This is a genomic window from Streptomyces sp. NPDC006743 (genome assembly GCF_040703815.1).
Taxonomy (GTDB): Bacteria; Actinomycetota; Actinomycetes; order Streptomycetales; family Streptomycetaceae; genus Streptomyces.
The window spans coordinates 1-21,924 of sequence record NZ_JBEYJA010000035.1 but is presented as its reverse complement, the minus strand read 5'-3'; the positions used below and the strand labels follow the sequence as shown (position 1 = coordinate 21,924).

The following is a 21,924-nucleotide window of genomic DNA, read 5'->3' as shown; positions in this document are numbered from 1 at the left end:
TGGGGCAGCGGGAAGGGGCAGCCGGTTTGACCACGCACGCACCACGGGCGGCGCAGGCCGTCACGCTGCCCACGACGCTGGACGAGGCGGTGGCGGCACTCACCGCCATGCCCGCCGCCGTACCCGTGGCGGGCGGCACCGACCTCATGGCCGCCGTCAACTCCGGGCAGCTCAGGCCCGCCGCGCTGGTCGGCCTCGGCCGGATCAGCGAGATCCGCGGCTGGCAGTACCAGGACGGGCACGCGCTGCTCGGCGCGGGCCTCACGCACGCGCGCATGGGCCGGCCCGACTTCGCCGCCCTGATCCCGGCGCTGGCCGCCGCCGCGCGCGCCGCCGGTCCGCCGCACATCCGCAACGCCGGGACCCTGGGCGGCAACATCGCCTCGGCCGCCCCCACCGGGGACGCGCTGCCGGTGCTGGCCGCGCTGGAGGCCACCCTGATCGTCGCGGGCCCGGGCGGGGCCCGCCGCGAGGTCCCGGTCTCCCACCTGCTGGCCGGCGTGGAGATGCTCCGCGCAGGCGAACTCATCGGCTACGTGCGGCTGCCGCTGCTGCACGCCCCCCAGGTCTTCCTGAAGGCGACCGGCCGTACGGGGCCCGGCCGCGCGGTCGCCTCCGTGGCGCTGGTCCTCGACCCGGCCCGGCGCGGCGTGCGCTGCGCGGTCGGTGCCATAGCGCCGATGCCGCTCAGGCCGCTGGACGCCGAGCAGTGGGTGGCCCAGCTCATCGACTGGGACAACAACCGCGCGATCGTCCCCGAGGCGCTGGACGCCTTCGGCGAGTACGTGGCCGCGGCCTGCATCCCCGACCCCGTCCCGGCGGAGGACGGCTCGGTGCAGCAGCTTCCGCCCGCCGTACTGCACCTGCGGCGCACCGTCGCCGCGCTGGCCCGACGAGCACTGGGGAGGGCGCTGTCGTGACCGACGACCAGCACGGACAGGACGCGCCCCACGGCGGCGGCCGCTGGGACCCGTTGCCGCAGGGCGACTACGACGACGGCGCGACCGCGTTCGTGAAGCTGCCCGAGGGCGGCATCGACGCCCTCCTGGCCGCCGACAGCCCGCTCGCCGCGCCCGGGCACGGCTACGTGCCGCCGCAGATAACGGTCACCTCCGCCCCGGCCGAGGCCACCGACCCGGCGGCGACGGGCACCTGGGCCGTCCCCGGCGTGCCGGCCGCGCCCGCGCAGGGCGCCGGGTGGCCCGACCCGAACGCGGTGCCGCGGCGCGGCGACGAGGAGGCCGGGACGGGCGCGGGCGAGGGGTTCACCTACCGGCCCGAGGCGACCCAGCAGTGGAACTTCCAGGAGATGCAGGGGCATCAGGAGGCCCCTGGGTATCAGGAGGCCCCGGGTCACCAGGATTTCTCCGGGCACCAGCAGTTCCCCGGCCACCAGGAGTTCCCCGGACCGGGGGAGACCGACGGGCACCAGGAGGTTCCCGGGCATCCCGGGGGCCGGCCCGGCGGGGCCGCGACCGGGCACGACGTGACCGGGCAGTGGTCGATCCCGGTCGCCGGCGGTGACATCCCGGACGAGTCCGGCGAGTTCACCACGTCGTCCCTGATCGAGCAGTGGGGCGGCACGCCTCCGGCCACCCTCCCCGGCGGCGCCCCCGCCCCGTGGGCCACGGAGACCGCCGGGCACTCGTGGGGCCGGACGGCGCAGGAGCCCGCCCCGGGCGCGTACGGGAGCGACCCCTCCGACCGGTCGTACGGTGCCGGGCTGCCCGCACCGGCCCCGGAGCACGCGGCCCCGGAGCACGCGGCCCCGGAGCACCCGGCCTCGCAGCACGCGGCTCCCCACCACCCGGCCCCCGAACACCCGGTGCACGCCCCCGGGCAGCACACCGAGGCCGGACCCGCGCCCGCGCCGGGGACGGCACCGCAGGCACCCCCCGGCACGCCCGAGGAGGCACCGGCGCCCGAGGCGCCCGACGCGCCCCGGGAACCGTCCGGCCACCAGGAACCGTCCGGCCACCAGGCGCCCTCCGAGGACCAGGTGCCCGCCGCGCCCGAAGCGCCCGCCGGGCTCGTGACGGACCCGGACCCGGCGCCGGACGCCCCGGGGACCGAGCCCGCCTCCGCGTCCGCGCCCGCCGCCGGACACCAGGCGGAGGAGGACCCGCGGGAGCGGCCCGCCGACGCACCGGAGGCCGCGCAGACCGACGGAGAGCCCGCGCGGACCGGCGCAGAGCGGCCGGAGGCCGGTGGAGAGCCCGTAGCGGCCGCGGACGGCCCCGCTGAGCCGCCCGCCGGTCCCGCCCCGGCCGAGGGCGCCGCCGCGGAGCCCCAGGCCGCCCAGGAGCCCGCCACGGCCCCGGAGACCGGCGCGGGGCCCGCGGAGACCGGCGCCGGACCCGGCCCGGCCCCCGCCGCGGACGCGGCGCCGGACGCGGACGCCGGTCCCCACGAGCCGTCCGCCCGGCAGGAGACGGCGGCCGAGCCGGACCCGCAGGACACGCCCGCCGCGCCGCCGCAGGACGAACACCCCCTCGCCTCCTACGTGCTGCGCGTCAACGGCGTGGACCGGCCCGTCACCGACGCCTGGATCGGCGAGTCGCTGCTGTACGTGCTGCGTGAGCGGCTCGGCCTGGCGGGCGCCAAGGACGGCTGCTCGCAGGGCGAGTGCGGCGCCTGCAACGTGCAGGTGGACGGCCGCCTCGTCGCCTCCTGCCTGGTGCCCGCCGTCACCACCGCGGGCAGCGAGGTCCGTACGGTCGAGGGCCTGGCCGCCGACGGGCAGCCCTCGGACGTGCAGCGGGCGCTGGCGCGCTGCGGCGCCGTGCAGTGCGGTTTCTGCGTGCCCGGCATGGCGATGACCGTGCACGACCTGCTGGAGGGCAACCCGGCGCCGACCGAGCGGGAGACCCGGCAGGCCCTGTGCGGCAACCTGTGCCGCTGCTCGGGCTACCAGGGCGTCCTGCGGGCGGTCGGGGAGGTCGTCGCCGAGCGCGAGGCGGCCGCCGCCGAGCACCTGGAGAGCGAGCCCGGCGCGGCCGGGCAGACCGGGGCCGGGCACAGCGGGGCGGAGCACGAGGAGGCGGGCGCCGGCGAGCCCCGCATCCCGCACCAGGCGGGCCCCGGCGCGGGCGGCGTCCACCCGTCCGCCTTCGACACGCCCGACCCGTACGCCCCCCACGAACCACCGCACCACCCGCACGACCCCTACGGCCAGGACGGAGGCCAGGCGTGAGCAACGAAGCCGCCACCGCCGCCACCGCTTCCGCTGCGGAGACCGCGCCCGCGTCACCGGAACCGCTGCCGCACGGCATCGGCTCCTCGCTGCCGCCCGCCGACGCCCGCGCCAAGACGGAGGGCACCTTCCCCTACGCCGCCGACCTGTGGGCCGAGGGCCTGCTGTGGGCGGCCGTGCTGCGCTCACCGCACCCGCACGCGCGCATCGTGTCCATCGACACCTCCCACGCGCGCGAGATGCCCGGTGTCCGCGCGGTCGTCACCCACGAGGACGTGCCCGGCCGCCCCCTGTACGGCCGGGGCGTGGCCGACCGGCCCGTGTTCGCCTCCGACGTCGTACGCCACCACGGCGAGCCCATCGCCGCCGTCGCCGCCGACCACCCCGACACCGCGCGGATGGCCGCCGCCGCCGTCATCGTCGAGTACGAGGTGCTCGACCCGGTGACCGACCCGGAACACGCCTTCGAGGCCGAACCCCTGCACCCCGACGGCAACCTGATCCGGCACATCCCGCTGCGCCACGGCGACCCGGAGGCGGCCGGCGAGGTCGTCGTCGAGGGCCTGTACCGCATCGGCCGCCAGGACCCGGCACCCATCGGCGCCGAGGCCGGGCTCGCGGTCCCCCGTCCCGACGGCGGTGTCGAGCTGTACGTGGCCTCCACCGACCCGCACGCCGACCGCGACACCCTCGCCGCCTGCTACGGCCTGGCTCCCGACCGCGTGAAGATCGTCGTCACCGGTGTGCCGGGCGCGACGGCCGACCGCGAGGACCAGGGCTTCCAGCTCCCGCTGGGTCTGCTGGCGCTGCGCACCGGCTGCCCGGTGAAGCTGACGGCGACCCGCGAGGAGTCGTTCCTGGGCCACGTGCACCGCCACCCGACCCTCCTGCGCTACCGCCACCACGCGGACGCCGAGGGCAGGCTGGTGAAGGTCGAGGCGCAGATCCTGCTGGACGCGGGTGCCTACGCCGACACCTCCGGCGAGGCCCTGGCCGCCGCCGTGTCCTTCGCCTGCGGCCCCTACGTCGTCCCGCACGCGTTCATCGAGGGCTGGGCGGTACGCACCAACAACCCGCCCTCGGGCCACGTGCGCGGCGAGGGCGCCCTCCAGGTGTGCGCCGCCTACGAGGCGCAGATGGACAAACTGGCCAGGAAACTCGGCGTCGACCCGGCCGAACTGCGCCTGCGCAACGTGCTGGCGACCGGCGATGTCCTGCCCACCGGGCAGACGGTGACCTGCCCGGCCCCGGTCGCCGAACTGCTCCAGGCCGTCCGGGACCACCCGCTGCCGCCGCTGCCCAAGGACACCCCCGAGGACGAGTGGCTGCTGCCCGGCGGCCCCGAGGGCGCGGGCGACCCGGGCGCGGTGCGCCGGGGCGTGGGCTACGGCCTGGGCATGGTGCACATGCTGGGCGCGGAGGGCGCCGACGAGGTCTCCACGGCCACCGTGAAGGTCCACGACGGCGTCGCGACCGTCCTGTGCGCGGCCGTCGAGACCGGCCAGGGCTTCACCACGCTCGCCCGGCAGATCGTCCAGGAGACGCTGGGCGTCGACGAGGTCCACGTGGCCCCCGTCGACACCGACCAGCCCCCCGCCGGCGCGGGCTGCCGCGGCCGGCACACGTGGGTGTCGGGCGGCGCCGTGGAGCGGGCGGCGAAGATGGTCCGCACCCAGCTCCTGCAGCCCCTGGCGCACAAGTTCGGCATGTCCACCGAACTGCTCCAGATCACCGACGGCAAGATCACCTCCTACGACGGCGTGCTGTCGACCACGGTCACCGAGGCCATGGAGGGCAAGGAGCTGTGGGCGACGGCACAGTGCCGCCCGCACCCCACGGAGCCGCTGGACGAGGCCGGCCAGGGCGACGCCTTCGTGGGCCTCGCCTTCTGCGCCGTCCGCGCGGTGGTGGACGTGGACATCGAACTGGGCTCGGTACGGGTGGTGGAGCTGGCGGTGGCCCAGGACGTGGGCCGGATCCTCAACCCCGCGCAGCTCGCCGCGCGCATCGAGGCGGGCGTCACACAGGGCGTGGGCATCGCCCTCACGGAGAACCTGCGCACCCCGCGCGGTCTGGTCCGCCACCCCGACCTCACCGGCTACGCGCTGCCGACGGCCCTGGACGCGCCCGACATCCGGATCGTGAAACTGGTCGAGGAACGCGACGTCGTGGCCCCCTTCGGCGCCAAGGCGGTCAGCGCGGTCCCGGTGGTCACCTCGCCGGCGGCGGTCGCCTCGGCGGTGCGCGCCGCCACCGGCCGCCCGGTCAACCGGCTGCCGATCCGCCCGCAGGCCGCGGTCGTCACCGGCAGGTGACCCCCCGTTCCCCGGGCGTTCACGCAGGCCGGGGGCGTTGTCAGTGGGGCGGCGTAGTGTGCTGGGCAGTGGGGACGACGGTGCCCGCCCGCCGCGTGCGGGCCCGGCCGCGCCCCGCCCCGGACCGGGCCCGCCCGTGTCCGGGACCGTTCAGCACGGGGGACACGGGGGACAGATGAGCACGACCGGCACCGCCGCCGCGGTGATCACCCGACGCAGGGCCGGCCTCGGCCCCTGCGCGGGCCTCGAACCGACTGCCGGTCTTGAGCCGTACGCCGGTCCTGAGCCGTGCGCCGGTCTTGGACCGCATGCCGGTCTTGAGCCGTGCGTCGGCCCCGTACCGCGCGCCGGTCTCGGACCGCATGCCGGTCCTGAGCCGCGCGCCGGTCTCGGACCGCGCACCGGTACCGGACCGCACGCCGGCCGCGGCCGGTTCGGCCCGGATGCGGTCGCCGAGGCGTCCCGCAGACTCCTCACGGTGTCCTGTGCGGGTAAGGGCGGCGGCGAGGCACCGCCGTTGCGGCAGACCGCCGCCCCGATCCGCCGCCCGGCCCTGATCACCGGCCCCGGCACGCGCTCGGGCCTCACCCTCGACCTGCCCGCCCGCCTCCTCGAGGAAGAGTTCGGGCGCGGCCGCGTCGCCCGCTTCGAGGACGTCGACTTCCCCGCCACGCTCACCCACGAGCCGACCCGCCGCTTCCTGCGCGAGACGGGCCTGCCCGAGGACGGCCTCCTCTTCCGCCTGGACACCGACATCCCGCTGCCCACCCTCGCCGAGTACTACGCCGACGAGGAGTCAGCGGGCCTCCCGCCGGCCGGACTCCCGCTCCCGGCCGACCGGTTGATACGCCTGGGCCGTCTCGCCGAGGACAACACCCTGGTGCTGGACGGCGGTACGGGCGCGGTGTGGAACCGGAGCGAGCCGGAGGCCGCGCTCCGCCCGCTCGACACGGACGTCTCCGTCCTCGCCTTCACCCTCTGGCTGCTGCACCGCAAGAGGCGGACCGGTGTCCAGACGGAAGCGGGCGGAGCGCCCTGAAGCACCCCGCCCGCCGCATCCCCCGAGACATCACGGCCAGGAGGCCGCATCTGGAGGCCGTGGCGGGAATCGAACCCGCGTAAGTCGCTTTGCAGGCGACTCCCTGAACCACTCGGGCACACGGCCGTGTTCGTGACGCCGACTGCTCGTCCCGGACTCGGTTCCTCGACCGTAGGGCGGGCGCGGGCGGTGACTCAAGGAGAAAGCGGGCGCCGCAACGGGACCGCCACACGCCGTTCATGAACGGGACGGGGAAGGAGGACGCCGTGCGTCCGGTCGTACGACCGAGGTCCCGGACCGGGACCGACTCCCGACAGGGGTCAAAGCCGCTTGCGGACCTTACCCTGACGACCATGACCGCCCTCGAACCACGCGACACCGACGTCGCAGGCATCCCTGAACCACGCACGACGCCCGCCTCACCGGAGGTCGCGGCCGAGGACGCCGGCTCGGTGCTCGGCCGCGCCCACCGGGCACTGAGCATCGGCATCGTCTCCGTCGTCCTGCTGATCGCCTTCGAGGCGACCGCCGTCGGCACCGCGATGCCGGTCGCGGCGCGCGAGCTGGACGGGGTGTCGCTGTACGCGTTCGCGTTCTCGGGGTACTTCACGACCAGCCTGTTCGGGATGGTGCTCGCCGGGCAGTGGTCGGACCGGCGCGGCCCGCTGGGCGCGCTCACCGCCGGCATCGGCGCGTTCGCCGCCGGACTGCTGCTGGCCGGGACGGCGGGCACGATGTGGGTCTTCATCCTGGGCCGGGCCGTTCAGGGCCTCGGCGGCGGACTGGTCATCGTCGCCCTGTACGTCGTCGTCGGACGCGCCTACCCCGAGCGGCTGCGCCCGGCGATCATGGCGGCGTTCGCGGCGGCCTGGGTGGTCCCCTCCATCGTCGGCCCGCTCGCCTCCGGTGCGGTCACCGAGCACCTGGGCTGGCGCTGGGTGTTCATCGGCATCCCCGTGCTGGTGGTCCTCCCGCTGGCGATGGCCCTGCCGCAGATACGGCGGCGGGCGTCCGGCCCGGTGGGGGAGGGCGGCGGCGAGGACACCTCGCCGTCCTCCGCCCGGCGGCGCATCCGGCTCGCCCTCGCCGTCTCGCTCGGCGCGGGACTCCTCCAGTACGCGGCGCAGGACCTGCGGTGGGCGGCGCTGCTCCCGGCCGCGGCGGGCGCCGCGCTGCTGGTGCCGGCCGTGCGCGGGCTGCTGCCGCACGGCACGTACCGGGCGGCGCGCGGGCTGCCGTCCGTGGTGCTGCTGCGAGGCGTCGCCGCCGGGTCCTTCATCGCCGCCGAGTCCTTCGTCCCGCTGATGCTCGTCACCCAGCGCGGGCTGTCCCCGACCCTGGCCGGGTTCTCGCTGGCCGCGGGCGGCGTCACCTGGGCCCTGGGGTCGTGGGTGCAGGCCCGGCCGCGCGTGGCACCGTACCGGGAGCGGCTGATGACGCTCGGGATGGTGCTGGTCGCCGCGGCCATCGCCACCGCGCCGAGCGTGCTGATCCACTCCGTGCCCGTGTGGACGGTCGCCGTCGCCTGGGGCTTCGGCTGCTTCGGCATGGGCCTGGTCATCTCCTCCACCAGCGTGCTCCTGCTGCGCCTGTCCGCCCCCGAGGAGGCCGGGGCCAACTCGGCGGCCCTCCAGATGTCCGACGCCCTCTCCAACGTCCTCCTGCTGGCCGCGGGCGGCGCCGCCTTCGCCGCGCTGGGCGGCGGCACGGTGTCCCACGCGACAGCGGCCGCGACGAGCGGTTCCGGCGCCCACCCGGCCGCGTTCGCGGCGGTGTTCCTGCCGATGGCGTGCGTGGCGCTGGCGGGGGCGTGGGTCACCGGCCGGCTGCGGACCGGTGAGGGGGGCGAGCGGTGACGCGGAGCCCGCGCGGCCGGTGAAGGGGGCGGTGCGGCCGGTGTCGCCCGCCGGCCGTGTGGCGCCCCGCGCGCGGATCACGCGGGCCGGACGCCGAGGACCGGTACCGGTGATCTGTGACCCGCGTCGCACCCGTGCCCGGTGGAGTGTCGTCGGCTCGGGAGAGGGGTGAGGACACCGGTAGGGTGGCCCGGTTGTCATACGTAGCCGAGACCGACCCGCACCACGAACCCGGAGACCGTGACTACCGCCCGCCCGTCGCCCGCCACCACCCTCAACGGAGGGCCCTCCGGGCCCACACCCATGTCTGCCACCTCCTCGCACTCGCACCACCTCTCGCCCGCCTTCCCCGGCCGCGCACCGTGGGGAACCGCCAGCAAGCTGCGTGCCTGGCAGCAGGGCGCCATGGAGAAGTACCTCCAGGAGCAGCCGCGCGACTTCCTCGCGGTCGCCACCCCGGGCGCCGGGAAGACCACCTTCGCGCTGACCCTCGCCTCCTGGCTGCTGCACCACCACGTGGTCCAGCAGGTGACCGTGGTCGCACCCACCGAGCACCTGAAGAAGCAGTGGGCCGAGGCCGCCGCGCGCATAGGCATCAAGCTGGACCCCGACTACAGCGCGGGCCCGCTCGGCCGGGAGTACCACGGCGTCGCCGTGACGTACGCGGGCGTCGGCGTGCGCCCCATGCTGCACCGCAACCGCGTCGAGCAGCGCAAGACCCTCGTCATCCTCGACGAGATCCACCACGCCGGTGACTCCAAGTCGTGGGGCGAGGCCTGCCTGGAGGCGTTCGAGCCCGCTACCCGCCGGCTCGCGCTGACCGGTACGCCGTTCCGCTCGGACACCAACCCCATCCCCTTCGTCACGTACGAGGAGGGCAACGACGGCATCCGGCGCTCGGCCGCCGACTACACCTACGGCTACGGCTCCGCCCTGAGCGACGGCGTCGTCCGCCCGGTCATCTTCCTCTCCTACAGCGGCAACATGCGCTGGCGCACCAAGGCCGGCGACGAGATCGAGGCCAGGCTCGGCGAGCCGATGACCAAGGACGCGGTCAGCCAGGCCTGGCGCACCGCGCTCGACCCGCGCGGCGAGTGGATGCCGGCCGTGCTGCGCGCCGCCGACCAGCGGCTCACCGAGGTCCGCAAGGCCATCCCGGACGCCGGCGCCCTGGTCATCGCCTCCGACCAGGACTCCGCCCGCGCCTACGCCAAACTGATCCGCGAGATCACCGGCAGCGGCGCGACCGTCGTGCTGTCCGACGACACCGGCGCCTCCAAGCGGATCGACGAGTTCAGCGACGGCGACGACCGCTGGATGGTCGCGGTCCGCATGGTCTCCGAGGGCGTCGACGTCCCCCGTCTCGCGGTCGGGGTGTACGCGACGACGATCTCCACCCCGCTGTTCTTCGCGCAGGCCGTCGGCCGTTTCGTACGCTCCCGGCGGCGCGGCGAGACCGCGTCCGTCTTCCTGCCGACCATCCCGGACCTGCTGACCTTCGCCAACGAGATGGAGGTCGAGCGCGACCACGCCCTCGACAAGCCGAAGAAGGAGGGCGAGGAGGACCCCTACGCCGAGTCCGAGAAGGAGATGGACGAGGCGAACAAGGAGCAGGACGAGGACACCGGCGAGCAGGACACGCTGCCCTTCGAGGCGCTGGAGTCCGACGCCGTCTTCGACCGGGTCCTCTACGACGGCGCCGAGTTCGGCATGCAGGCCCACCCCGGCAGCGAGGAGGAGCAGGACTACCTCGGCATCCCCGGCCTGCTGGAGCCCGAGCAGGTCCAGCTGCTGCTCCAGAAGCGGCAGGCGCGGCAGATCGCGCACAGCCGCAGGAAGCCGGACGACGAGGCGGACCTGCTCGAACTGCCCGCCGAGCGGCGGCCGGTGGTCACCCACAAGGAACTGATGGAGCTGCGCAAGCAGCTCAACACCATGGTCGGCGCCTACGTCCACCAGAGCGGGAAGCCGCACGGCGTGATCCACACCGAGCTGCGCCGCGTGTGCGGCGGCCCGCCGAGCGCGGAGGCCACGGCCGGTCAACTGCGCCAGCGCATCGCCAAGGTGCAGGAGTGGGCGACCCGGATGCGCTGAGGGGCACCGCCCCCGGCGTCCGGGGGCGTGTGAGGACCTTGTGCAGAGGTGTGCGGTACGTATCGGGACGTACGCGAACAGTTCCCATGGGGCACTGCCCGGATTCTGGACGGAGCCTTCCGCTCAGCGAACCGGCTTCGCTACTGTCCCGCTACGCACACGCCCCGTGGCAGCGCCGCCGCGGAGCGCAGCCGTGAAGCGACTGAGTCCGGGAGCGCCCCGGACCGCCGGCCGATCGGCGGCCTCTGTCGCGCGTCACTGACGGGACTCGGTGACGCACCCGCCGCGAGGAGCGCCGCCGACCTCACCACTGAAGGAGTGGGCGTCGTGACCGCGGAGACATCCCAGACGCTCGACCGGGGACTGAGGGTCCTCAAACTGCTGGCCGACACGGACCACGGGCTGACCGTCACCGAGCTGTCCCAGAGACTGGGCGTGAACCGGACCGTCGTCTACCGGCTCCTGGCCACCCTCGAACAGCACGCGCTGGTCCGCCGCGACCTGGGCGGACGCGCCCGCGTCGGACTCGGGGTGCTGCGCCTGGGCCGCCAGGTGCACCCCCTGGTGCGCGAGGCGGCGCTGCCCGCGCTGCGCGCCCTGGCCGAGGACATAGGCGCGACGGCGCACCTGACCCTGGTCGACGGCGCCGAGGCGCTCGCGGTCGCCGTCGTCGAACCCACCTGGACCGACTACCACGTGGCCTACCGGGCGGGTTTCCGCCACTCCCTGGACCGGGGCGCGGCGGGCAAGGCGATCCTGACGGCCCGCCGCCAGCCGGCCGCCGAACCCGGCTACACCCTCACCCACGGCGAACTGGAGGCCGGCGCCTGCGGGGCGGCGGCGCCGCTGCTCGGTGTGAGCGGGGTCGAGGGCAGTGTCGGCGTGGTGATGCTCGCGGACGCCGTGCCCGACCGGGTGGGGCCGAGGGTGGTGGACGCCGCCCGTGAGGTGGCCGAGGCACTCAGGTGACCGTGACACACCGTCGCGTAGATTGAACCCGTGCTCTCTCGCCTCACACGCCCCCAGGCCCTCACCGTCTGCGCGCTGCCCGTCGTGGCTCTGATCGCCACGGCGGTGTTCGCGCCGCTGCCGTTCTCGGTGGCGCAGCCGGGGTCGACGGCGAACGTGCTGGGCACCTTCAAGGGCAACCAGGTGATCACGATCTCGGGGGCGCCCGTCCGCGACACCACGGGCCAGCTGCGGATGGTGACCATCGAGGCGACCGGTCCGGACGCGCACATCTCGCTGGGCGACGTGATCGACGGCTGGTTCGCCACCGACCGCGCCGTCATGCCGCGCGACGCCGTCTACCCGAGCGGCGACAACGTCCGGCAGATCGAGCAGCACAACGCGGCGCAGATGAAGCAGTCGCAGGACGCGGCGACCCAGGCCGCGCTGAAGTACCTCGGCAAGTCCGGCCAGAAGATCGACGTGAAGCTCGACCTCGCCAACGTCGGCGGCCCGAGCGCGGGCCTGCTGCTCTCCCTCGGCATCATCGACAAGCTGCACGGCGACGGCGCCGGCTCCGACCTCACGGGCGGCCGCACGATCGCGGGCACCGGCACGATCAGTCCCGACGGGACGGTGGGCGCGGTCGGCGGTGTCGCCCTCAAGACGCAGGCCGCGCGGCGGGACGGCGCCACGGTCTTCCTCGTCCCGAAGGACGAGTGCAAGGACGCCGCGGCGGAACTCCCCAAGGGCCTCAGACTGGTCCCGGTGACCACCCTGAAGGGCGCGCTCGGCGCCCTGACCGCCCTGCGCGAGGGCAAGGAGTCGGCCGTACCGAGCTGTTAGGCCGCCACGGCCTTCGGCACGGCGGGCGTGGCGGTGGCCAGGCGCAGGCCGACCTCGACGAGGGTCCAGCCGAGCCGGCCCCGCAGGTCGCGCGGCTGCCGGCGCCGCTGCCGTACGTCGCCGGCCAGCCGGTCGGCATCCGCTTCCGCGTGGAGTTCGGCGGCGCGGGCGTGGTGCAGGACGAGGTGGGTCTCGGGATGCATCGGGCTGCTGCCTCTCAGGCCGTGTGGGTGGGGAAGAGGTGGGTGTGCACGCGGACCTGCTCGCGCTCCGGGGTGCCCTCGGCCGGGGCCAGGGCCCGGTAGCTCTCGACCAGCGCGTGCATCTTCTCGATGAGGTCGAGGGCGAGGTCGGGCGTGAGGTGCAGGGTCCAGTCGCTCATGTCGGAGGCGCTGGTCCACGGCTCGGACCAGGTGTTCTTGCCGGCGATCCAGGTCGCCAGTTCCCTGGTGTGCTGGTTGGCGATCTCGTGCAGGAACAGGTCCGCGGCGCCGCGGACCGCCGGGTCGGGGTCCTTGAGCAGTTGTTCGTCGAAGCTCACGCCCCCGTCCGCCGCCTGCCACCAGCGCTCCCTGCCCTTGCCGTGGCCCGGCGCGTCCTCGACGAAGCCGTGGGCGGCGAGCTGGCGCAGGTGGTAGCTGGTGGCACCGCTGGACTCGCCCAGTTTCTCGGCCAGCCGGGAGGCGGTGGCGGGGCCGCCGTGGCGCAGCGCGGTGAGCAGCTGCATCCGCAGCGGGTGGGCCAGCCCTCTGAGGGAGCGGGCGTCGAGTTGCCGGACCGCGTGCTGCGGGGGGCGGGATTCGGCCTCGGGTCGGGAGTGGGGCTCGGACTCGGTCATGGATGCAAAGATAGCCTTGCAAAGAACTCCTTGCAACCACTTCTTTGCAACCGGTCCCGCGCGTGACCCGCTACTCCTCCGCCGCCTGCTCCACCAGCGGGATGATCCGCAGCGGCACCGGGTTCTCCATCACGATCGCCGTGGACGCGCGGACGATGCCCTCGATCCCGACCACCCGGTCGATCACGCGCTGGAGGTCGGCGTTCGAGCGGGCCACCAGCCGGCACAGCATGTCGCCGGTGCCGGTGGTGGTGTGCAGTTCCAGCACCTCCGGCACGGCCGCCAGGTGGGCGCGTACGCCCGCGCCCTGCCCCTGCCGGATCTGCAGCGTGGCGAAGGCCGTGACCGGGTAGCCGAGCGCGGCCGGGTCCACCTCCGGGCCGAAGCCGCGGATGACCCCGCCCGAACGGAGCCGGTCCAGGCGCGCCTGGACCGTCCCGCGCGCCACCCCCAGCCGCCGGGACATCTCCAGCACGCCGACGCGCGGCTCACGCGCCAGCAGCACGATGATGCGGCCGTCCAGATGATCGATCGCCATGAGCCCCGCCTCCCAGGTGGTCATCCTGTACAGACAGCCCGCCGGTCCCGGGCTTTCACTGCTCACTTTGCCCAGTGAATACGCGAACTATTGCGCACCTTGCGGACCCGGGTGACGCTTCCGCCATGACGCAGACCACAGAGCACACTCCCGACGCGACCGCACGGCAGGCCGACCCCTTCCCGGTCAAGGGAATGGACGCGGTCGTCTTCGCCGTGGGCAACGCCAAGCAGGCGGCGCACTACTACTCCACCGCCTTCGGCATGCAGGTGGTCGCCTACTCCGGACCGGAGAACGGCAGCCGCGAGACCGCGAGCTACGTCCTGGAGAGCGGCTCCGCCCGCTTCGTGTTCACCTCGGTGATCAAGCCCGCCACCGACTGGGGCCGCTTCCTCGCCCAGCACGTGGCCGAGCACGGCGACGGCGTCGTCGACCTCGCCATCGAGGTCCCGGACGCGCGCGCCGCGTACGCCTACGCCGTCGAGCACGGCGCCCGCTCCGTGGCCGAGCCGTACGAGCTGAAGGACGAGCACGGCACCGTCGTCCTCGCCGCGATCGCCACCTACGGCGAGACCCGCCACACCCTGGTCGAGCGCACCGGCTACGACGGCCCGTACCTGCCGGGCTTCACGGCCGCCGCCCCCATGGTCGAGCCGCCCGCCCAGCGCTCCTTCCAGGCGGTCGACCACTGCGTCGGCAACGTGGAACTCGGCCGCATGAACGAGTGGGTGGAGTTCTACAACAAGGTCATGGGCTTCACGAACATGAAGGAGTTCGTGGGCGACGACATCGCGACCGAGTACAGCGCCCTGATGTCGAAGGTCGTGGCCGACGGCACCCTCAAGGTGAAGTTCCCGATCAACGAGCCCGCGATCGCCAAGAAGAAGTCCCAGATCGACGAGTACCTGGAGTTCTACGGCGGCGCCGGCGTCCAGCACATCGCGCTGAACACCAACGACATCGTGCACACGGTCCGCCAGATGAGCGCCGCCGGCGTCCAGTTCCTGGACACCCCGGACTCGTACTACGACACCCTCGGCGAGTGGGTCGGGGACACCCGGGTGCCCATCGACACCCTGCGCGAGCTCAAGATCCTCGCCGACCGCGACGAGGACGGCTACCTGCTGCAGATCTTCACCAAGCCGGTCCAGGACCGCCCGACGGTGTTCTTCGAGATCATCGAGCGGCACGGCTCCATGGGCTTCGGCAAGGGCAACTTCAAGGCCCTCTTCGAGGCGATCGAGCGCGAGCAGGAGCGCCGCGGCAACCTCTGAGCCGCTCTCCCGCCGGGACGGGCCGCCCGTCAGGCCGTAGGCTGCCGCCCATGGCCAGGATCAACGACGTGGGCGGCACGGTCGGCTTCGGCCCGGTCGACACCACCGACGACCCCGCGCCCTTCCACGCCGACTGGGAGGCGCGGGTCGTCGGCCTCCTCAACGCCCTGCGCGCGGAAGGGCTGTTCAACACCAACGAGTTCCGGGACGCCATCGAATCGATGCCGCCCACCGAGTACCTCACCACCTCGTACTACGAGCGCTGGTTCGAGGCCATCCGCATCCTGCTGGAACGCAAGGGTGTGCTGAGCCCGGGAGAACTCGATGCCGTCTGACCGCTTCGCCCCCGGCACCCGGGTGCGCACCTTCCCGCACGACCCGCCGCACCACACCCGCCTGCCGCGCTACGCCCGCGGCAAACAGGGCGTCGTGGTCGAACCGGAAGGGCGGGCCCCGCTCGCCGACGTCAGTGCGCAGGGCCGCGCGGACGCGCCCGTCGAGCAGGTCTACGCCGTCCGCTTCGCCGCCCGCGACCTGTGGGGCGAGGGCGACCACCACGTCGTCCTGGATCTGTGGGAGAGCTACCTGAGCGGTGCGGAGGAGCAGCACGATGAGCGGTGACCACGCCGACGCGGCGATCGCCCGGAGGGTACGGCGCCTGGAGGCACTGCTGGAGGAGAAGGGGGTGCTCTCCGGTGCCCGCCTCGACGAGATCATCGACGCCTCCCTCACCGGCGCCTGTCCCGCGAACGGCGCCCGCGTCGTGGCCCGCGCCTGGACCGACCCGGCCTACAGGGCGAGGCTGCTGGCCGACGGCACCGCCGCCGTCCGCGAACTCGGCTACATGGAAGGCTCCTACCAGCGGCTGAGGGTGGTGGAGAACACCGAGACGACCCACAACGTCATCGTCTGCACCCTCTGCTCCTGCTATCCGCTGCGGCTGCTCGGGCCGTCCCCGAGCTGGTACAAGTCCGAGGCCTACCGCTCCCGGGTGGTGCGGGAACCGCGGGCCGTGCTGGCCGAGTTCGGCACGGAACTGCCGGACGGCACGGACATCACCGTGTGGGACTCCAGCGCGGAGACCCGGTACATGGTGCTGCCCCGGCGGCCCGCCGACACGGAAGGCCTCGACGAGGAGCGACTGGCGGCCCTGGTCACCCGCAACGCCCTGATCGGCACCGCGACGCTGTGAGCCGGGACCCCGCCGCGGCCCGCGGGGACCGTGTCGGCCCCCGGGGACCGGGCCGCGGCCTGCGGGGGCCGGGCCGCGGGATCCGGGCGCCGGGTCGCCGCCCGCCCGGACCGCGGCGCCGCCACGGGCACCGCGTCGTCGTCTACTGAGGCTGCGTCGCGGGCTCCCGGGAGGGGGCGGCGGTGAACTCCGCCGCCACGCTCACCCCCTCCGGCGCCTCGGCGGGCACCGGTTCGCCCAGCTCGTCCAGGGCCTCGGCGGCGTCCGGCGCCCACAGCGGCGAGAACCAGGGGTTGGTGCGCAGCGCCTGCGCCAGCTGCCGGCGCGCGGACCCGGACAGCCCGAGGTCCTGCTCGACCATCGCACGGTGGTACTCGTACAGCGCGTTGCGCACCCCGCCGCCCTGCTTCTCGTCCGTTGCCGCCGTGGCGAACTTCAGCGCCTCCTGGTCCTGCCCGTCGCGGTGCAGCGCCCAGCCCAGCGCGTCGGCCACGGCGGTAGAGGGCTGGCGCTGCCACTCGGCGCGCAGCAGCCGCACCGCCTCGCCCGCGTCGCCGTGGTCCGCCTCCAGCCGGCCGAGGACCAAGTCGTCGTCGATCCCGGCCGCCGCGTCCTGGGCGGCCCGCTCGCGCACCCGGTCGTACTGGGCCCCGGCCTGCCCCTCCCGCCCCAGCGACTCGTACAGCTCACCGAGTTCCAGCAGGTGCTCCGGGCGCGGCCGGGTGCCGAGCGCCAGGCCGTAGGCGCGTACGGCCTCCTCGGGCCGGTCCAGCGAGGCCAGCGTGCGGGCCTGCCCGGCGCGGGCGTCGCGCAGCGCGGGATCCAGGCGCAGGGCCGCCGCGAAGTGGCGCAGCGCCTCGTCCAGGGCGCCGCGCTCCCAGGCGTAGCGCCCGGCCTGCTCCAGGTACGCGGCCCGCTCCGCGGGCGCCGTCGCGGCCGCCGCCGCGTCCGCCACCTGCGCCTCGGCGTCCTCCCGCCAGCCGCGATCCCGGTAGACGGCCGCCGCCCCGGCCCGCGCGGCGGGGGAGTGGTCCAGCTTCAGCAGCTCGTCCAGGGAGCGCGCGACCGCCTTGTGGTCGCCGGTCCCCGTACAGGCCTCGATCAGCAGGGCGTACGCCGTCGCCCGCCTCGGCGCCAGCTTCACCGCCGCCTCGGCCCAGGTGCGCGCCGTGGGGAAGTCACGCCGCTGGACGGCCAGCGCCGCGAGCGCGGCCGACGCGTCCGCGCCGCGCTCCGGGCTCAGCCGCAGCGAGGTCCGCAGCGCCCGGTCGGCGGCCGGGAGGTCCGCCGGGTCCGCCGTGCGCCGCCCCCGCTCGACGTACGCCGCCCCCAGCACCGCCCACGCCCGCGCGTCCCGCGGATGCGCCCGCACCCAGCGCTCCCGGTCGGCGATCAGCTCCGTCAGGCCGGGCAGTGCCGCCGGCACTCCGGCCGTCACGGCGCTCAGCGCCGCCGCCTTCCCCGGCGGCCCGGGAGCGGCCGGGACCCGGGGCACGGCCGGCCTTGCCGGCTGCCCCCGGCCCGGCAGCGCCGACCAGACCGCGCCGAGCACCCCGCCCAGCACGGCCAGCGCGACGAGCAGCCGCAGCAGGAGCCGCCGCGGGGGGCGGCGCGGCGGCGCGGGTGCCGTCTCGGGCTGCGGGGACGTGGCCGGACACCGCACAGGCTTCTCCATGGCGCACACTGTGCGCCGCCGCACCGGCCCGGCCCGCGCACGACCCGGCGCCCGCTCCCCACCGCCACCCACCGGACGGAACCGATCCCCACCGGGCGGACGACACCCGGCGGAGACTTTTGCCGGGCGGCCGGCTCCGTCGCCCGCCAGTCCGTACCACCCGGCAGGCGCAGGGATGCCGGTCACGGGGTTCCCACCGGTCGCCGTGGGTGCGAGGCTGTGATCGTGAGCCGTATCCAAGCCGCACCCGACGCAGCCGAGGCCAACCTCACCGACCGGCTCCTCGCGGGCCTGCCGGCCGAGGCGGTCCTCACCGATCCCGACGTCACGGCCTCCTACGCCCACGACATGGCGAGCTTCTGCCCGTCCGGCGCCCCGGCCGTCGTCGTCCTGCCGCGCACCGTGGAACAGGTCCAGCACGTCATGCGGGTCGCCACCGAACTGCGCGTCCCGGTCGTCCCGCAGGGCGCCCGCACCGGCCTGTCCGGCGCGGCCAACGCCTCCGAGGACTGCATCGTCCTCTCCCTGACGAAGATGGACCGGATCCTCGAGGTCAACCCCGTCGACCGCATCGCGATCGTCGAGCCGGGCGTCGTCAACGCCACCCTCTCGCGCGCGGTGAACGAGCACGGCCTGTACTACCCGCCGGACCCCTCCAGCTGGGAGATGTGCACCATCGGCGGCAACATCGGCACCGCCTCCGGGGGCCTGTGCTGCGTGAAGTACGGGGTCACCGCCGAGTACGTCCTCGGCCTCGACGTGGTCCTCGCCGACGGCCGCCTGATGTCCACCGGCCGGCGCACCGCCAAGGGCGTCGCCGGATACGACCTCACCCGCCTGTTCGTCGGCTCCGAGGGCTCCCTCGGCATCGTCGTCCGGGCCGTCCTCGCCCTGAAACCGCAGCCGCCCCAGCAGCTCGTGCTCGCCGCCGAGTTCGCCTCCGCGACCGCCGCCTGCGACGCGGTGTGCCGGATCATGGAGGGCGGCCACGTGCCGTCGCTGCTCGAACTCATGGACCGTACGACGGTCAAGGCCGTCAACGCCCTCGCCCACATGGGCCTGCCCGAGACCACCGAGGCCCTGCTCCTCGCCGCGTTCGACACGCCCGACCCCGCCGCCGACCTCGCCGCCGTCGGCGCGCTGTGCGAGGCGGCCGGCGCCACCCAGGTCGTCCCCGCCGAGGACGCCGCCGAGTCCGAACTGCTCCTCCAAGCGAGGCGACTGGCGCTGACCGCGCTGGAGGCGGTCACGGGCACGACGATGATCGACGACGTGTGCGTCCCGCGCTCCCGGCTCGGCGAGATGCTCGACGGCGTCGAACAGATCGCCGAGAAGTACCAGCTCACCATCGGCGTCTGCGCGCACGCGGGCGACGGCAACACCCATCCCACCGTCTGCTTCGACGCCCAGGACCCCGACGAGTCCCGGCGCGCCCGCGAGTCCTTCGACGAGATCATGGCCCTGGGCCTGCGGCTCGGCGGCACGATCACCGGCGAGCACGGCGTGGGCGTCCTGAAGAAGGAGTGGCTGGCGCGCGAGATCGGTCCGGTCGGGGTCGAGATGCAGCGGGCCGTCAAACAGGTCTTCGACCCGCTGGGCATCCTCAACCCCGGCAAACTGTTCTGAGCCCCCGCCCTCACCGGGCGAGCAGCCCGGCCAGCCCGGCGTCGATGCCGAGCTGCTCGCCCTCGGTGCCCGGCGGCACCACCCGCAGGGTCCGCTCCAGCCACGACGACACCTGCGCGGACGGCGCCTCCAGCAGGGCCGTCCCGGACGGCGAGCTGAGCGCCATCAGCACGAGGCTGCGGCCCTCCGCCTTCGAGGGCCACACCCGCACGTCGCCGTGCCCGCACGGCCGGAACACCCCCTCCACGAGCAGGTCCCGCGCGAACGCCCAGTGCACCGGCTGCCCGGAGTCGACGTGGAAGTCGATGTGCACGGCGTACGGGTCGTCGGTGCGGTAGGCCAGCCGCGCCGGTACGGGGATCCCCCGCTCGGGCGACAGGACCAGCCTCAGCTCCAGTTCACGCTCCACCACCGTGTGCCGCATGGTTCTCGTCCTCTCCACTCGTGCCGCGTGCCGCGTGCCGCGTGCCGCGTACGGACCCGGAACGGACCCGCACCGGTCCAGAGGCGGGACGGCGCCGGGCATTACGCGGGTCCGCGGAGGTTTTTTCCCGCCCGCCCCGCCGTTTCCTCCGCGCGCCCGCGAAAGGTGGAGCACCTGTGCGAGGTTGCCCGGAAAGGAGTGGGTCCGGCGGGACGGGCCGTGCCGGCTGCCCCGGTCTGATAGATGTGGAGGCCCCCAAGACGACCCCCGAGCAGATACGGGACGACGGACATGAGCGCCCCAACCCCCGCACCAGGCGATGACAGGCCCCGCGAGGGGTACTACCCGGACCCGTCCATCCCCGGATACGTCCGGTACTGGAACGGTGCCTCCTGGGTCCCGGGCACCAGCCGGCCGGCACCGGCCGACGGCGAGCCGCTCAGCCCGCCGCCCGGTGTGCGGCCCGCCCGGCCCGCGGTACCGGAGGTCGAGGCGACCGGTCCGCACTTCTTCGACGAGGACCCGCCGGCCGGGCCCGCCCCGGCAGGGGAGTCCTCGGCCGCGCCCGCCCCGGCCGGCCCGGCGTCCGCCGGACAGCCCCGGCCGGCCGCGCCGTGGACCGCCGACGCCGGCCGGCCCGGCACCGGCGGCGACCAGGGCCACGGCGGGTCCTGGAGCGCCCCGGCCGGGCCCGACCCCCGGCTCGCCCCCACCAGCGCCCCGGCGGGCACGGGCCCGGCAGGCTCCGCCGCCCGCGCGGAGGGCACGGCGGGGGAGCAGGACCAGGGCGGCGGTGAGCCCGGGAGCACCTTCGTGTTCCGGCGCCCGACGGCGGCCGACGGCGCGCCCGGCACCCCGCCGGGCGGCGCGTCCGGCGCACCGGCCGCCCCGGCCGCGCCCGGTGTGCCCGGGCCGGGCGGTCCCGTGGACGCCGGCACCATGACCTTCCGTCCCCTCCCTCGTCCCGACGGCCGCACGGGCCCGGCCGCGTCCGGACCCGTGGTGCCCGCTCAGGGCCAGTCCGCGCCGGGAGCGGCCGGCGGCCCGGGCTTCGGCGCCGGGAAGGCGCCCGCCGCCCGCGCCTCGGCCGCCCCGCCCCAGGACCCCGCCCAGCCCCAGGCTCCGGTGCAGGCCCACCCCCAGGGACCGGTACAGGCCCAGGGCCCCGCGCAGATCCAGCCCCCGGCGGGCGCGGCCCCCGCCGCCGGCGCGGTGCCCGCCCCCGCCCCCGGTGTCCCCGCACCCGCTTCTCCCGTCTCTCCCGGCGCTCCACAGCCCCCGCAGTCCGCCGTGCCCCCGCAGTCCGTCGTGCCTCCGCAGTCCGCCGGGCCCCGGCCCGCCGCCGCAATGCCCGGCTCCGTGCCCGCCCCGGTGGCCGGCGGCCCCGGCGGCGGCCAGGCCTCCTGGGCCCAGCAGGTGCACCAGCTCGCCGGCGTCGGAGCCGGAACAGGCGTGGGCGCGGGTCCGGTCCCGGCGGCCGAGGAGCAGCCCGTCGCGCCCTGGAAGTCACCGGTCGAGGACCTCTTCCAGGCGGCGGCCCGGCGGCAGGCTGCGGCGCGGCCCGCCGGTCTGGGCAAGCGGTTCGCCGCCCGCCTGGTCGACACCGTGGTCCTCGCGGGCGTCACCGCCGTGGCCGCCGTCCCGCTCGGCGCCAAGGCGGCCGACCACGTGGACGAGAAGATCGACGCGGCCAAGCTCTCTGGCCGTACGGTCACCGTCTGGCTGCTGGACGGCACGACGGCGGCGTACCTCGGCATCGTCCTCGCCGTCCTCCTGCTCTTCGGTGTGCTCTACGAGGTGCTGCCCACCGCCAAGTGGGGCCGCACGCTGGGCAAGAAGCTGTGCGGTCTGCAGGTGCGGGACATCGAGGGCCACGAGCCCCCGTCGTTCGCTCCCGCCCTGCGCCGCTGGCTGGTGTACAGCGTGCCGGGGCTGCTGTGCGTGGGGGTCGTGGGCGTCCTGTGGTGCGTGTTCGACCGGCCCTGGCGCCAGTGCTGGCACGACAAGGCGGCGCACACGTTCGTGGCGGGGTGACCGGGGCGGCGGCGCGGGACACCCGCGCCGAC

Annotated in this window: 18 protein-coding genes, 1 tRNA gene and 1 pseudogene; 14 read left to right on the top strand and 6 right to left on the bottom strand. The window is 75.2% G+C overall.

Features of this window, described 5'->3' with window-relative positions; all coding sequences use genetic code 11:
* Positions 1-26: 26 nt before the first annotated feature.
* The 4 genes and pseudogenes from ABZ719_RS25235 to ABZ719_RS25220 form a co-directional block, all read left to right on the top strand.
* Complete coding sequence (locus tag ABZ719_RS25235) at positions 27-920, top strand: FAD binding domain-containing protein (RefSeq protein ID WP_366727454.1); 894 nt, start codon at positions 27-29, stop codon at positions 918-920.
* Complete coding sequence (locus tag ABZ719_RS25230) at positions 917-3,193, top strand: 2Fe-2S iron-sulfur cluster-binding protein (protein ID WP_366727453.1); 2,277 nt, start codon at positions 917-919, stop codon at positions 3,191-3,193. The genes ABZ719_RS25235 and ABZ719_RS25230 overlap by 4 nt, the downstream gene beginning before the upstream one ends.
* Entirely contained in the window at positions 3,190-5,508 is a 2,319-nt protein-coding gene (locus tag ABZ719_RS25225; protein ID WP_366727452.1) for a molybdopterin cofactor-binding domain-containing protein, read from the top strand. Before ABZ719_RS25230 ends, ABZ719_RS25225 begins: the two co-directional genes overlap by 4 nt.
* Before the next feature lie 427 nt (positions 5,509-5,935).
* A pseudogene (locus tag ABZ719_RS25220) lies at positions 5,936-6,508 on the top strand (SUKH-4 family immunity protein); the annotation flags it as partial.
* A 90-nt stretch (positions 6,509-6,598) separates the two neighbouring features.
* On the opposite strand, the gene ABZ719_RS25215 reads toward ABZ719_RS25220, so the two are convergent.
* Positions 6,599-6,673: transfer RNA gene (locus tag ABZ719_RS25215), tRNA-Cys, on the bottom strand.
* A gap of 227 nt (positions 6,674-6,900) precedes the next feature.
* Between ABZ719_RS25215 and ABZ719_RS25210 the strand changes: the two genes are divergently transcribed.
* The 4 genes from ABZ719_RS25210 (at position 6,901) to ABZ719_RS25195 (ending at position 12,291) form a co-directional block, all read left to right on the top strand.
* The gene (locus ABZ719_RS25210) at positions 6,901-8,403 is read left to right on the top strand and encodes an MFS transporter (RefSeq protein WP_366727451.1); all 1,503 of its coding nucleotides are present in this window, start codon (positions 6,901-6,903) and stop codon (positions 8,401-8,403) included.
* 303 nt (positions 8,404-8,706) lie between these two features.
* Positions 8,707-10,497, top strand: coding sequence for a DEAD/DEAH box helicase (locus ABZ719_RS25205; RefSeq protein ID WP_366727450.1), 1,791 nt, complete (start codon positions 8,707-8,709; stop codon positions 10,495-10,497).
* Between the two features lie 327 nt (positions 10,498-10,824).
* Positions 10,825-11,466, top strand: coding sequence for a helix-turn-helix domain-containing protein (locus ABZ719_RS25200; protein ID WP_366727449.1), 642 nt, complete (start codon positions 10,825-10,827; stop codon positions 11,464-11,466).
* 30 nt (positions 11,467-11,496) lie between these two features.
* Positions 11,497-12,291, top strand: coding sequence for a S16 family serine protease (locus ABZ719_RS25195; RefSeq protein WP_366727448.1), 795 nt, complete (start codon positions 11,497-11,499; stop codon positions 12,289-12,291).
* Here the strand turns inward: ABZ719_RS25195 and ABZ719_RS25190 are convergent.
* The 3 genes from ABZ719_RS25190 to ABZ719_RS25180 form a co-directional block, all read right to left on the bottom strand.
* Positions 12,288-12,494 (bottom strand): hypothetical protein, encoded by a 207-nt coding sequence (locus tag ABZ719_RS25190; protein WP_366727447.1) that lies wholly within the window; start codon positions 12,492-12,494, stop codon positions 12,288-12,290. The genes ABZ719_RS25195 and ABZ719_RS25190 overlap by 4 nt on opposite strands.
* Positions 12,495-12,508: 14 nt before the next feature.
* Positions 12,509-13,129: a winged helix-turn-helix domain-containing protein gene (locus ABZ719_RS25185; protein WP_366727446.1), complete on the bottom strand. Its 621-nt coding sequence runs from the start codon at positions 13,127-13,129 to the stop codon at positions 12,509-12,511.
* Between the two features lie 70 nt (positions 13,130-13,199).
* On the bottom strand, positions 13,200-13,667 hold the full coding sequence (locus ABZ719_RS25180; RefSeq protein WP_366727445.1) for an Lrp/AsnC family transcriptional regulator: 468 nt from the start codon (positions 13,665-13,667) through the stop codon (positions 13,200-13,202).
* 125 nt (positions 13,668-13,792) lie between these two features.
* On the opposite strand from ABZ719_RS25180, the gene hppD reads away from it, so the two are divergent.
* Genes hppD through nthA form a run of 4 tightly spaced genes read left to right on the top strand, consistent with a single transcriptional unit; the run spans position 13,793 to position 16,133 of the window.
* Entirely contained in the window at positions 13,793-14,941 is a 1,149-nt protein-coding gene (hppD, locus tag ABZ719_RS25175) for a 4-hydroxyphenylpyruvate dioxygenase (RefSeq protein ID WP_366727444.1), read from the top strand.
* Between the two features lie 50 nt (positions 14,942-14,991).
* Positions 14,992-15,276: an SH3-like domain-containing protein gene (locus tag ABZ719_RS25170; RefSeq protein WP_037862498.1), complete on the top strand. Its 285-nt coding sequence runs from the start codon at positions 14,992-14,994 to the stop codon at positions 15,274-15,276.
* Positions 15,266-15,562 carry an SH3-like domain-containing protein gene (locus tag ABZ719_RS25165; RefSeq protein ID WP_366727443.1) on the top strand — a complete coding sequence of 99 codons (297 nt, stop codon included), beginning with the start codon at positions 15,266-15,268 and terminating at the stop codon, positions 15,560-15,562. The genes ABZ719_RS25170 and ABZ719_RS25165 overlap by 11 nt, the downstream gene beginning before the upstream one ends.
* Complete coding sequence (gene nthA / locus ABZ719_RS25160; RefSeq protein ID WP_366727442.1) at positions 15,552-16,133, top strand: nitrile hydratase subunit alpha; 582 nt, start codon at positions 15,552-15,554, stop codon at positions 16,131-16,133. The genes ABZ719_RS25165 and nthA overlap by 11 nt, the downstream gene beginning before the upstream one ends.
* Positions 16,134-16,275: 142 nt before the next feature.
* Here nthA and ABZ719_RS25155 read toward each other — a convergent pair whose 3' ends face one another.
* Entirely contained in the window at positions 16,276-17,808 is a 1,533-nt protein-coding gene (locus ABZ719_RS25155; RefSeq protein ID WP_366727441.1) for a hypothetical protein, read from the bottom strand.
* Positions 17,809-18,027: 219 nt separating this feature from the next.
* Between ABZ719_RS25155 and ABZ719_RS25150 the strand changes: the two genes are divergently transcribed.
* Entirely contained in the window at positions 18,028-19,434 is a 1,407-nt protein-coding gene (locus ABZ719_RS25150) for an FAD-linked oxidase C-terminal domain-containing protein (protein WP_366727440.1), read from the top strand.
* Between the two features lie 10 nt (positions 19,435-19,444).
* Here the strand turns inward: ABZ719_RS25150 and ABZ719_RS25145 are convergent, their stop codons facing one another.
* On the bottom strand, positions 19,445-19,858 hold the full coding sequence (locus ABZ719_RS25145; RefSeq protein ID WP_366727439.1) for an SsgA family sporulation/cell division regulator: 414 nt from the start codon (positions 19,856-19,858) through the stop codon (positions 19,445-19,447).
* A gap of 291 nt (positions 19,859-20,149) precedes the next feature.
* On the opposite strand from ABZ719_RS25145, the gene ABZ719_RS25140 reads away from it, so the two are divergent.
* Complete coding sequence (locus ABZ719_RS25140) at positions 20,150-21,892, top strand: RDD family protein (protein ID WP_366727438.1); 1,743 nt, start codon at positions 20,150-20,152, stop codon at positions 21,890-21,892.
* Positions 21,893-21,924 lie beyond the last annotated feature (32 nt).